The following is a 12,585-nucleotide window of genomic DNA, read 5'->3' on the forward strand; positions in this document are numbered from 1 at the left end:
ATCTTTTACTGGTGACAGGAAGGGCTTCATCATCTTTTTGCTAAAAAAGCCTGAAATACCAGCACAAACGGCAATCGGGGGCGATAAAATGCATGTTGACAAAATATACTAATTGTCGTTACAATTCATCCCGATTTTATGTCCCGTCTTCGGTACCAAATCCCAGCAGTATTTGCGTCTTTTGCTCAAAAAGAGTAAAATATGCCACGTTTCAGGCGCGGGGTGGAGCAGCCTGGTAGCTCGTCGGGCTCATAACCCGAAGGTCGTCGGTTCAAATCCGGCCCCCGCAACCACTTTCCCATTAAGTACTTTTTCAAATATACTGTGAGGACTAGGTGTCCTTCGTAGCCGAATTTGAAAGAATTCTTGCGGAAGGTGTTCCAGATCGCCATGGCGATCTCAGGGTTCAGTTATCTAAAGCCCCGATTTATCGGGGTTTTTTGTTATCTGACTTCAGAATAACTGGGCTATACGCCCTTTTTTTATGTCTTGGGGGTGGGTTTGTCCACATTAGAGCAAAAATTGACAGAGATGCTCACTGCGCCGGTTGAAGCGCTTGGCTTTGAGCTGGTCGGCATCGAATTTATTCGCGGTCGCACATCCACACTGCGCATCTATATTGATAGTGAAGATGGCATCAACGTTGATGATTGTGCTGATGTGAGCCACCAGGTAAGCGCCGTCATGGATGTCGAAGACCCGATCACTGTCGCTTACAACCTGGAAGTCTCTTCGCCTGGTCTCGACCGTCCGATGTTCACCGCCGAACACTATCAACGTTTCACTGGCGAAGAAGTTGCGCTGGTGCTGCGCATGGCGGTTCAGAACCGTCGCAAATGGCAGGGCATTATCAAAGCGGTAGACGGTGAAATGATCACGGTAACCGTCGAAGGCAAAGATGAAGTGTTCGCGCTGAGTAACATCCAGAAGGCGAACCTGGTTCCCCACTTTTAACAGTCTGGATTGAGGTGAAAGGCCCCGATGAACAAAGAAATTTTGGCTGTTGTTGAAGCCGTTTCCAACGAAAAAGCGCTGCCGCGTGAGAAAATTTTCGAAGCGCTGGAAAGCGCGCTGGCAACGGCCACCAAGAAAAAATACGAACAAGAGATCGACGTTCGCGTTGAAATCGACCGTAAGAGCGGCGATTTCGACACTTTCCGTCGCTGGCTGGTTGTAGAAGAAGTCACCCAGCCGACGCGCGAGATCACGCTGGAAGCCGCGCGTTTCGAAGATGAAAGCATGAACGTCGGCGACTACGTCGAAGATCAGATTGAATCTGTCACCTTCGACCGCATCACCACCCAGACCGCTAAACAGGTTATCGTGCAGAAAGTTCGCGAAGCCGAGCGCGCGATGGTGGTCGATCAGTTCCGCGAGCACGAAGGTGAGATCATCACCGGCGTGGTGAAAAAAGTGAACCGCGACAACATCACTCTGGATCTGGGCAACAACGCTGAAGCCGTGATCCTGCGTGAAGATATGCTGCCGCGTGAAAACTTCCGTCCGGGCGACCGCATTCGCGGCGTACTGTACGCCGTCCGTCCGGAAGCGCGTGGCGCCCAGCTGTTCGTGACCCGTTCCAAACCTGAGATGCTGATCGAACTGTTCCGCATCGAAGTGCCGGAAATCGGTGAAGAAGTGCTGGAGATCAAAGCGGCAGCTCGCGATCCGGGCTCTCGTGCCAAAATCGCGGTGAAAACCAACGACAAGCGTATCGACCCGGTTGGCGCTTGCGTCGGTATGCGCGGCGCGCGCGTGCAGGCGGTATCCACCGAGCTGGGCGGCGAGCGTATCGATATCGTCCTCTGGGATGATAACCCGGCGCAGTTCGTGATTAACGCTATGGCGCCGGCAGACGTCGCGTCCATCGTGGTGGATGAAGATAAACACACCATGGATATCGCGGTAGAAGCGGGCAACCTGGCGCAGGCGATTGGCCGTAACGGTCAGAACGTCCGCCTGGCCTCGCAGCTTAGCGGCTGGGAACTCAACGTGATGACCGTTGACGATCTGCAGGCTAAGCACCAGGCGGAAGCGCATGCCGCTATCGATACCTTCACCAAATATCTCGATATTGATGAAGATTTCGCGACAGTGCTGGTTGAAGAAGGCTTCTCCTCACTGGAAGAGCTGGCCTATGTGCCGATGAAAGAACTGCTGGAAATCGACGGTCTGGATGAAGCCACCGTTGAAGCACTTCGTGAGCGTGCGAAAAACGCACTGACTACGCTGGCGCTGGCTCAGGAAGAAAGCCTGGGAGATAACAAACCTGCCGATGATCTGTTGAATCTCGAAGGTCTGGATCGTGCCCTGGCATTCAAACTGGCTGCCCGTGGTGTTTGTACGCTGGAAGATCTCGCCGAGCAGGGCGTTGATGACCTGGCTGATATCGAAGGGATGACCGACGAGAAAGCTGGCGAGCTCATCATGGCCGCTCGCAACATTTGTTGGTTCGGCGACGAAGCGTAATAAACTGTAGCAGGAAGGAACAGCATGACAGATGTGACTATTAAAGCGCTGGCCTCAGAGATTCAGACCTCTGTGGATCGCCTGATACAGCAATTTGCTGACGCAGGCATCCGCAAAACGGCTGATGATTCTGTGACCTCGCAAGAGAAACAAACTTTGTTGACGCACCTGAACCGTGAGCACGGTTCGGCGCCAGACAAGCTGACGTTACAGCGTAAGACGCGCAGTACGTTGAATATTCCAGGTACCGGTGGAAAGAGTAAATCGGTACAAATCGAAGTCCGCAAGAAACGCACCTTTGTGAAACGCGATCCGCAAGAGGCTGAACGCCTGGCCGCGGAAGAGCAGGCGCAGCGTGAAGCGGAAGAGCAGGCCCGTCGTGAAGCTGAAGAAGCAGCGAAACGCGAGGCGCAATTAAAAGCTGAACGTGAGGCCGCAGAACAAGCTAAACGTGAAGTCGCTGATAAAGCGAAACGTGAAGCTGCGGAAAAAGACAAAGTGAGCAATCAACATACCGACGAAATGACCAAAACCGCCCAGGCTGAAAAGATCCGTCGCGAGAACGAAGCCGCGGAACTGAAGCGCAAATCGGAAGAAGAAGCACGCCGCAAACTTGAAGAAGAAGCGCGCCGTGTAGCGGAAGAAGCACGCCGTATGGCAGAAGAAAACGAAAAAAATTGGTCTGAAACTTCAGACAGCCCGGAAGACACCAGCGACTATCACGTCACCACGTCACAGCATGCTCGTCAGGCTGAAGATGATAACGATCGTGAAGTCGAAGGCGGCCGCAGCCGCAGCCGTAGCAGCAAAGCGGCGCGTCCGGCGAAGAAAGGCAACAAACACGCTGAATCTAAAGCCGATCGTGAAGAAGCCCGTGCGGCCGTTCGCGGCGGCAAAGGCGGTAAGCACCGTAAAGGTTCCGCTCTGCAGCAGGGCTTCCAGAAGCCGGCGCAGGCCGTTAACCGTGACGTCGTGATCGGCGAAACCATCACCGTTGGCGAACTGGCTAACAAGATGGCGGTGAAAGGTTCGCAGGTCATCAAAGCGATGATGAAGCTGGGCGCCATGGCGACCATCAACCAGGTCATCGACCAGGAAACCGCACAGCTGGTTGCCGAAGAGATGGGCCACAAAGTTATCCTGCGTCGTGAAAACGAGCTGGAAGAAGCGGTAATGAGCGACCGTGACACCGGCGCGGCGGCTGAACCGCGCGCACCGGTTGTGACCATCATGGGTCACGTTGACCACGGTAAAACCTCGCTGCTGGACTACATTCGTTCCACTAAGGTTGCTTCCGGCGAAGCGGGTGGCATTACCCAGCACATCGGTGCTTACCACGTAGAAACCGACAACGGCATGATCACCTTCCTGGATACCCCGGGCCACGCCGCGTTTACCTCCATGCGTGCTCGTGGTGCGCAGGCGACGGATATCGTGGTTCTGGTGGTGGCGGCAGACGACGGCGTGATGCCGCAGACTATCGAAGCTATCCAGCACGCCAAAGCGGCGCAGGTGCCGGTGGTGGTTGCGGTGAACAAGATCGATAAGCCTGAAGCCGATCCGGACCGTGTGAAGAACGAACTGTCCCAGTACGGCATCCTGCCGGAAGAGTGGGGCGGCGAGAGCCAGTTCGTCCACGTCTCCGCGAAAGCCGGTACCGGTATCGACGACCTGCTGGACGCGATCCTGCTGCAGGCTGAAGTACTCGAGCTGAAAGCGGTCCGTAACGGGATGGCGAGCGGCGCGGTGATCGAATCCTTCCTTGATAAAGGTCGTGGTCCGGTCGCTACCGTTCTGGTTCGCGAAGGTACGCTGCACAAGGGCGATATCGTTCTGTGCGGCTTCGAATACGGTCGTGTGCGTGCGATGCGTGACGAACTGGGTCGCGAAGTGCTGGAAGCGGGTCCGTCCATTCCGGTGGAAATCCTCGGCCTGTCCGGTGTGCCGGCTGCCGGTGATGAAGTGACCGTGGTTCGTGACGAGAAAAAAGCGCGTGAAGTGGCGCTGTATCGTCAGGGCAAATTCCGTGAAGTTAAGCTGGCGCGTCAGCAGAAATCTAAACTGGAAAACATGTTCGCTAACATGACCGAAGGCGAAGTTCACGAAGTGAACATCGTGCTGAAAGCGGACGTACAGGGTTCTGTCGAAGCGATTTCCGATTCCTTACTGAAACTGTCTACCGACGAAGTGAAAGTGAAGATCATCGGTTCCGGCGTAGGTGGTATCACCGAAACCGACGCCACCCTGGCTGCAGCATCCAACGCGATTCTGGTTGGCTTCAACGTTCGTGCCGATGCCTCTGCGCGTAAAGTTATCGAAGCGGAAAGCCTGGATCTGCGTTACTACTCCGTCATCTATAACCTGATCGACGAAGTGAAAGCGGCGATGAGCGGCATGCTGTCTCCGGAACTGAAACAGCAGATCATCGGTCTGGCTGAAGTGCGTGATGTCTTTAAATCGCCGAAATTCGGCGCCATCGCGGGCTGTATGGTTACCGAAGGGACGATCAAACGTCACAACCCAATCCGCGTGCTGCGTGACAACGTGGTTATCTATGAAGGCGAGCTGGAATCCCTGCGCCGCTTCAAAGATGACGTTAACGAAGTCCGTAACGGCATGGAATGTGGTATCGGTGTGAAGAACTACAACGACGTTCGCGTTGGCGATATGATCGAAGTGTTCGAAATCATCGAAATCCAGCGTAGCATCGATTAATCATCGGATGGCTAAGCCGCCGGGGAAGCGAAGCGCCACCCGGCAATCATTTTAAAAAGGGGCTTTAGGCCCCTTTTTTGTCTTTATTCTGGAGAATTTATTATGGCGAAAGAATTTGGTCGCCCGCAGCGCGTGGCCCAGGAGATGCAAAAAGAGATTGCTATCATCCTGCAGCGTGAAATTAAAGATCCGCGTCTGGGCATGATGACCACCGTTTCCGGTGTGGAAATGTCCCGTGACCTGGCCTATGCCAAGGTGTATGTCACCTTCCTCAACGACAAAGATGAAGCCGCGGTGAAAGCGGGCATCAAAGCGCTGCAGGAAGCCTCTGGCTTTATCCGCTCTCTGCTGGGGAAAGCGATGCGCCTGCGCATCGTGCCGGAGCTGACCTTCTTCTACGACAACTCACTGGTGGAAGGGATGCGTATGTCCAACCTGGTCACCAGCGTGGTGAAACACGACGATGAGCGTCGTGTGAACCCGGACGACAGCAAGGAGGACTGATGAGTCGTCCTCGTCGTCGCGGCCGCGACGTGCACGGCGTATTGCTGCTGGATAAGCCTCAGGGCGCCTCCAGCAACGATGTGCTGCAGAAAGTAAAGCGTATATATAACGCCAATCGCGCCGGACACACCGGCGCGCTGGATCCGCTGGCGACCGGTATGCTGCCGATCTGCCTTGGCGAAGCGACCAAGTTTTCCCAATACCTGCTGGACTCCGATAAGCGCTACCGCGTGATAGCTAAACTTGGCCAGCGCACCGATACCTCCGATGCCGATGGCCAGGTGGTGGAAGAGCGCCCGCTGACCTTTAGCGATGAACAGCTGGCGGCGGCGCTGGACAGCTTCCGCGGCGAGACGCAGCAGGTGCCGTCGATGTATTCGGCGCTGAAATATCAGGGCAAGAAGCTGTACGAATATGCCCGTCAGGGGATTGAGGTCCCGCGTGAAGCTCGGCCGATTACCGTTTATGAGCTGCTGTTTATTCGCCATGAAGGCGATGAACTGGAGCTGGAGATCCACTGCTCGAAAGGCACCTACATCCGGACGATTATCGATGATTTAGGTGAGAAGCTCGGCTGCGGCGCGCACGTGATTTTCCTGCGTCGCCTGGCGGTGAGCAAATACCCGGTTGAGCGGATGGTGACCCTCGAGCAGCTGCAGGCGCTGGTCGATCAGGCGGCGGCGCAGGATATTCCTGCCGCGCAGCTGCTCGATCCGCTGCTGATGCCGATGGACAGCCCGGCGTCGGACTATCCGCTGGTGACGATCCCGGAGACCTCCGCGGTCTACTTTAAAAACGGCAACCCGGTACGTCAGTCAGGCGCGCCGCTTAACGGGCTGGTGCGGGTGATGGAAAGCGAATCCGGCAAGTTTCTCGGCATGGGCGAAATTGACGATGAAGGCCGCGTGGCGCCGCGTCGTCTGGTGGTGGAATACCCGGCGTAAGCGCTTTTCTTGCGATAAAAGCCTGCTACGAGTAGAATATCGCCGCTTAACGTCCGCTAAAGTGTTTTAACATTTTCGGGCGTTGCATCAGGGGTCGCTGAATTAGAGATCGGCACCCTTTCTTTCTTTTAATTTTGGAGTTCTAAAATGTCTCTAAGCGTTGAAGCTAAAGCAAAAATCGTTTCTGAGTTTGGTCGTGGCGAAAACGACAGCGGTTCTACCGAAGTTCAGGTTGCACTGCTGACTGCACAGATCAACCACCTGCAGGGCCACTTTGCAGAGCACAAAAAAGATCACCACAGCCGTCGTGGTCTGCTGCGCATGGTTTCTCAGCGTCGTAAACTGCTCGACTACCTGAAACGTAAAGATGTTGCACGTTACTCTGCGCTGATCGAGCGTCTGGGTCTGCGTCGCTAATTCTGCGAGTTTCAGAAAAAGGGGCCTGACGGCCCCTTTTTTCGACCGGGCGGCAGCAATTCATTCAAAACTCATGTATTGTTGCTAGTAATGATCTTCATGCAGAGGTTCGCGCGGCTAATGAGAGGCTTCATCCGCAGGGGCGGGTAAAGGTTGTCATTAGTCGCGAGGATGCAGAGGATCGGGTCAATAGACGCTATGTCGTGGATATGGCGTGATTTATAGATAAAAAGGATAGAATTTTGCTTAATCCGATCGTTCGTAAATTCCAGTACGGCCAGCATACCGTGACCCTGGAAACCGGCATGATGGCGCGCCAGGCAACGGCCGCTGTGATGGTTAGCATGGATGACACTGCGGTATTCGTGACCGTTGTGGGCCAGAAAAAAGCGAAGCCAGGCCAGGACTTTTTCCCGCTGACGGTTAACTACCAGGAGCGTACCTACGCTGCCGGTAAAATCCCGGGTGGTTTCTTCCGTCGTGAAGGCCGCCCAAGCGAAGGCGAAACCCTGATCGCGCGTCTGATTGACCGCCCGGTTCGCCCGCTGTTCCCGGAAGGCTTCGTTAACGAAGTTCAGGTTATCGCCACCGTGGTTTCCGTTAACCCGCAGGTTAACCCGGATATCGTCGCGATGATCGGCGCTTCCGCAGCGCTGTCCCTGTCTGGTATTCCGTTCAATGGCCCAATCGGCGCCGCGCGCGTGGGTTACATCAACGACCAGTACGTACTGAACCCAACCCAGGAAGAGCTGAAGTCCAGCAAACTGGATCTGGTGGTTGCCGGTACCGAAGCGGCCGTGCTGATGGTGGAATCCGAAGCGGAACTGCTGAGCGAAGACCAGATGCTGGGCGCGGTGGTCTTTGGCCACGAGCAGCAGCAGATTGTTATTCAGAACATCAACGACCTGGTGAAAGAAGCCGGTAAACCGCGTTGGGACTGGCAGCCGGAAGCCGTCAACGAAGCGCTGAACGCGCGCGTGGCTGCGCTGGCTGAATCCCGCCTGAGCGATGCTTACCGTATCACCGACAAACAAGAGCGTTACGCTCAGGTTGATGTGATCAAATCTGAAACCATCGCTACGCTGGTTGCAGAAGATGAAACCCTGGACGCTAACGAACTGGGTGAAATCCTGCACGCTATCGAGAAAAACGTGGTTCGTAGCCGCGTGCTGGCCGGTGAGCCGCGTATCGATGGCCGCGAAAAAGATATGATCCGTGGTCTGGACGTTCGTACCGGCGTTCTGCCGCGTACTCACGGTTCCGCACTGTTCACCCGTGGCGAAACGCAGGCGCTGGTTACCGCGACTCTGGGTACCGCACGCGATGCGCAGAACATCGACGAACTGATGGGCGAGCGTACCGACTCCTTCCTGTTCCACTACAACTTCCCTCCGTACTCCGTAGGCGAAACTGGCATGGTGGGATCTCCGAAGCGTCGTGAAATCGGTCACGGTCGTCTGGCTAAGCGCGGCGTTCTGGCCGTGATGCCGACTATCGACGAATTCCCGTACACCGTTCGCGTGGTGTCTGAAATCACCGAATCCAACGGCTCTTCTTCCATGGCTTCCGTCTGTGGTGCCTCTCTGGCGCTGATGGACGCTGGTGTGCCGGTGAAAGCCGCCGTGGCGGGTATCGCCATGGGCCTGGTGAAAGAAGGCGACAACTTCGTCGTGCTGTCTGACATCCTCGGTGACGAAGACCACCTTGGCGATATGGACTTCAAAGTAGCGGGTTCCCGCGACGGTATCTCTGCGCTGCAGATGGATATCAAAATTGAAGGTATCACCAAAGAAATCATGCAGGTTGCATTGAACCAGGCTAAAGGTGCGCGTCTGCACATCCTGGGCGTGATGGAGCAGGCGATTAACGCGCCGCGCGGCGACATCTCTGAATTCGCACCGCGTATCCACACCATTAAGATCAACCCGGACAAGATCAAAGACGTTATCGGTAAAGGCGGTTCTGTTATCCGTGCCCTGACCGAAGAGACCGGCACCACCATCGAAATCGAAGATGACGGTACCGTGAAGATCGCAGCGACCGACGGCGACAAAGCACAACATGCTATCCGTCGTATCGAAGAGATCACCGCTGAGATCGAAGTTGGCCGTATCTACAATGGTAAAGTGACCCGTATCGTTGACTTTGGCGCGTTCGTTGCCATCGGCGGCGGTAAAGAAGGTCTGGTTCACATCTCGCAGATCGCCGACAAGCGCGTTGAGAAAGTGACTGACTACCTGCAGATGGGTCAGGAAGTACCGGTTAAGGTTCTGGAAGTTGACCGCCAGGGCCGTGTCCGTCTGAGCATCAAAGAAGCAACTGAACAGACTCCGTCTGCCGCAGCGCCGGAAGTTCCGGCTGCCGAGCAGGGCGAGTAAGGTTGCCGTTAGCCCTCCGCTTTTGCGGAGGGCGTTTTACGGGCAGGACGCCTCGTTTGCAGCCGGGGAACAGGACGTTCATCCAATCGTTGTCTTCGGGAGTGGGAAATGAAGCCTTTTTTGCGCTGGTGTTTCGTGGCGACAGCTCTCACGCTGGCAGGATGCAGTAGCACCGCCTGGCGTAAGGACGCCGTCCTCGCAGTACCATTGCAACCGACTTTACAGCAAGAAGTGATTCTGGCACGTATGGAACAAATTCTTGCCAGTCGGGCTTTATCCGATGACGAACGCGCACAGCTTTTATATGAGCGCGGAGTGTTGTATGATAGTCTCGGTCTGAGGGCATTAGCGCGAAATGATTTTTCACAAGCGCTGGCAATCCGACCCGATATGCCTGAAGTATTCAATTACTTAGGCATTTACTTAACGCAGGCAGGCAATTTTGATGCTGCCTATGAAGCGTTTGATTCTGTACTTGAGCTTGATCCAACTTACAACTACGCGCACTTGAACCGCGGTATCGCCCTGTATTACGGCGGCCGGGCTAAGTTAGCGCAAGATGATCTGCTGGCGTTTTATCAAGACGATCCCAATGATCCTTTCCGTAGCCTGTGGCTTTATATCGCCGAGCGTAAACTCGACGAGAAGCGGGCGCTTGAAGCACTCAGAGAGCGCTTAGACAAGTCGGACAAAGAGCAATGGGGATGGAACATTGTCGAGTTCTACCTTGGCGACATTAGCGAAAAAGAGCTGATGACTCGTCTGAAGGCAGACGCAACGGATAACACCTCGCTCGCTGAGCATCTCAGTGAAACCAACTTCTATTTAGGTAAGTACTACCTAAGTCTGGGGGACAAGGACAGCGCTACGGCACTGTTCAAACTGGCGGTCGCCAACAACGTACATAACTACGTTGAGCACCGATACGCATTGTTGGAATTATCGCTCTTGGGCCAGGAGCAAGATGACCTGGCAGAATCGGACCAGCAATAGCTGACGAACACATCAGCCCATAGTTTTTTGCTTGCCATCACCTTCGCGGGTGAGGGCGTTGTTGTTCGTTAATACACCTACTTTGAGCCGGTTCACACTTTTCAATGAAAATTACCGTAAATTTTCACGATGAGTTATGTAGACTGGCCGCCATTAATTTTGAGGCACACGTACTACATGGCTGAATTCGAAACCACTTTTGCAGATCTGGGCCTGAAGGCTCCTATCCTTGAAGCGCTTACCGATCTGGGTTACGAAAAACCATCTCCGATCCAGGCTGAGTGCATTCCGCATCTGCTGGACGGCCGCGACGTTCTGGGTATGGCCCAGACCGGTAGCGGTAAAACCGCAGCGTTCTCTTTACCGCTGCTGAACAACATCGATCCTGAGCTGAGAGCACCACAGATCCTGGTGCTGGCGCCGACCCGCGAGCTGGCGGTACAGGTTGCTGAAGCAATGACGGAATTCTCTAAACATATGCGCGGCGTAAACGTGGTTGCCCTGTACGGCGGCCAGCGTTATGACGTGCAGCTGCGCGCCCTGCGTCAGGGTCCGCAGATCGTTGTCGGTACCCCGGGTCGTCTGCTGGACCACCTGAAGCGCGGCACCCTGGACCTCTCTAAACTGAGCGGCCTGGTACTGGATGAAGCAGATGAAATGCTGCGCATGGGCTTTATCGAAGACGTAGAAACCATTATGGCGCAGATCCCGGAAGGGCATCAGACCGCGCTGTTCTCCGCCACCATGCCGGAAGCGATCCGTCGCATTACCCGCCGCTTTATGAAAGAGCCGCAGGAAGTGCGTATTCAGTCCAGCGTGACGACTCGTCCGGACATCAGCCAGAGCTACTGGACTGCCTACGGCATGCGTAAAAACGAAGCGCTGGTGCGTTTCCTGGAAGCGGAAGATTTTGATGCGGCGATTATCTTCGTCCGTACCAAAAACGCGACCCTGGAAGTGGCTGAAGCGCTGGAGCGTAACGGCTACAACAGCGCGGCGCTGAACGGCGACATGAACCAGGCGCTGCGTGAGCAGACCCTGGAGCGTCTGAAAGACGGTCGTCTGGATATCCTGATTGCGACTGACGTTGCAGCCCGTGGTCTGGACGTTGAGCGTATCAGCCTGGTGGTGAACTACGACATCCCGATGGATTCCGAGTCTTACGTTCACCGTATCGGCCGTACCGGTCGTGCGGGCCGCGCCGGCCGCGCGCTGCTGTTCGTTGAGAACCGCGAGCGTCGTCTGCTGCGCAACATCGAACGTACGATGAAGCTGACCATTCCGGAAGTTGAACTGCCGAACGCAGAGCTGCTGAGCAAACGTCGTCTGGAAAAATTCGCCGCGAAAGTCCAGCAACAGCTGGAAAGCAGCGATCTGGACCAGTACCGTGCGCTGCTGGCGAAAATCCAGCCGACGGCGGAAGGCGAAGAGCTGGACGTGGAAACGCTGGCTGCTGCGCTGCTGAAAATGGCCCAGGGCGAACGCTCGCTGATCGTGCCGCCGGATGCGCCGATGCGTCCGCGTCGTGAGTTCCGTGACCGTGACGATCGCTTCGAGCGTCGTGGCGACCGCAACGACCGCGCTCCGCGTGGCGATCGCGAAGATCGTCCGAAGCGTGAGCGTCGTGACGTAGGCGATATGGAACTGTATCGCATTGAAGTGGGTCGCGATGACGGTGTTGAAGTACGTCATATCGTTGGCGCGATCGCTAACGAAGGCGATATCAGCAGCCGTTACATCGGTAACATCAAGCTGTTCGCTTCTCACTCCACCATCGAACTGCCGAAAGGGATGCCGGGCGAAGTGCTGCAGCACTTTACTCGTACCCGCATCCTGAACAAGCCGATGAACATGCAGCTGCTGGGCGATGCGCAGCCGCGCACCGAACGTCGTGGCGGCGGTGAACGTCGTGAAGGCGGTCGTAGCTTCGGCGGTGAGCGTCGTGAAGGCGGTCGTGGCTTCGGTGGCGAGCGTCGTGAAGGTGGTCGTGGTGATGGTCGTCGTTTCAGCGGCGAACGTCGTGAAGGCCGTGCGCCGCGTCGTGACGATGCATCCGCGCCGCGCCGCGATGACTCTGCTGGTCGCCGTCGCTTCGGTGGCGATGCGTAATTAACGCAGCCCGCTAGCGTAAACTAAATAATACAGCCCCGATCGTCATGATTGGG

The 12,585-nt window shown here is 55.6% G+C and carries 10 protein-coding genes and 1 tRNA gene; all 11 read left to right on the forward strand.

The features are described from left to right. Positions 1-216 precede the first annotated feature (216 nt). Positions 217-293, forward strand: a tRNA-Met gene (locus tag L2I46_RS08175). A gap of 208 nt (positions 294-501) precedes the next feature. Next, positions 502-954, forward strand: coding sequence for a ribosome maturation factor RimP (gene rimP, locus L2I46_RS08180; RefSeq protein WP_002918364.1), 453 nt, complete (start codon positions 502-504; stop codon positions 952-954). A gap of 27 nt (positions 955-981) precedes the next feature. Continuing rightward, positions 982-2,469: a transcription termination factor NusA gene (gene nusA, locus L2I46_RS08185; RefSeq protein WP_002918252.1), complete on the forward strand. Its 1,488-nt coding sequence runs from the start codon at positions 982-984 to the stop codon at positions 2,467-2,469. Between the two features lie 24 nt (positions 2,470-2,493). Continuing rightward, a complete protein-coding gene (gene infB, locus L2I46_RS08190) occupies positions 2,494-5,184 on the forward strand; it encodes a translation initiation factor IF-2 (protein WP_023291117.1) in 2,691 nt (896 codons plus the stop codon). A gap of 102 nt (positions 5,185-5,286) precedes the next feature. After that, the gene (rbfA, locus tag L2I46_RS08195; protein ID WP_002918248.1) at positions 5,287-5,688 is read left to right on the forward strand and encodes a 30S ribosome-binding factor RbfA; all 402 of its coding nucleotides are present in this window, start codon (positions 5,287-5,289) and stop codon (positions 5,686-5,688) included. Then, positions 5,688-6,632 carry a tRNA pseudouridine(55) synthase TruB gene (gene truB / locus L2I46_RS08200; RefSeq protein WP_023291116.1) on the forward strand — a complete coding sequence of 315 codons (945 nt, stop codon included), beginning with the start codon at positions 5,688-5,690 and terminating at the stop codon, positions 6,630-6,632. The genes rbfA and truB overlap by 1 nt, the downstream gene beginning before the upstream one ends. 147 nt (positions 6,633-6,779) lie before the next feature. Continuing rightward, positions 6,780-7,049 carry a 30S ribosomal protein S15 gene (gene rpsO, locus L2I46_RS08205; RefSeq protein WP_002918244.1) on the forward strand — a complete coding sequence of 90 codons (270 nt, stop codon included), beginning with the start codon at positions 6,780-6,782 and terminating at the stop codon, positions 7,047-7,049. A gap of 242 nt (positions 7,050-7,291) precedes the next feature. Beyond that, positions 7,292-9,427: a polyribonucleotide nucleotidyltransferase gene (pnp, locus tag L2I46_RS08210; protein ID WP_023291115.1), complete on the forward strand. Its 2,136-nt coding sequence runs from the start codon at positions 7,292-7,294 to the stop codon at positions 9,425-9,427. A gap of 108 nt (positions 9,428-9,535) precedes the next feature. Further along, positions 9,536-10,420, forward strand: coding sequence for a lipoprotein NlpI (gene nlpI / locus L2I46_RS08215; protein ID WP_004206169.1), 885 nt, complete (start codon positions 9,536-9,538; stop codon positions 10,418-10,420). A 104-nt stretch (positions 10,421-10,524) separates the two neighbouring features. Further along, a complete protein-coding gene (gene yrbN, locus L2I46_RS08220) occupies positions 10,525-10,605 on the forward strand; it encodes a protein YrbN (protein WP_085903200.1) in 81 nt (26 codons plus the stop codon). Next, the gene (gene deaD / locus L2I46_RS08225) at positions 10,598-12,529 is read left to right on the forward strand and encodes an ATP-dependent RNA helicase DeaD (protein WP_023291114.1); all 1,932 of its coding nucleotides are present in this window, start codon (positions 10,598-10,600) and stop codon (positions 12,527-12,529) included. Before yrbN ends, deaD begins: the two co-directional genes overlap by 8 nt. The last annotated feature ends 56 nt before the right edge of the window (positions 12,530-12,585 follow it).

The organism is Klebsiella sp. 2019SCSN059, assembly GCF_021739525.1.
GTDB classification, from domain to species: Bacteria; Pseudomonadota; Gammaproteobacteria; order Enterobacterales; family Enterobacteriaceae; genus Klebsiella; species Klebsiella quasipneumoniae.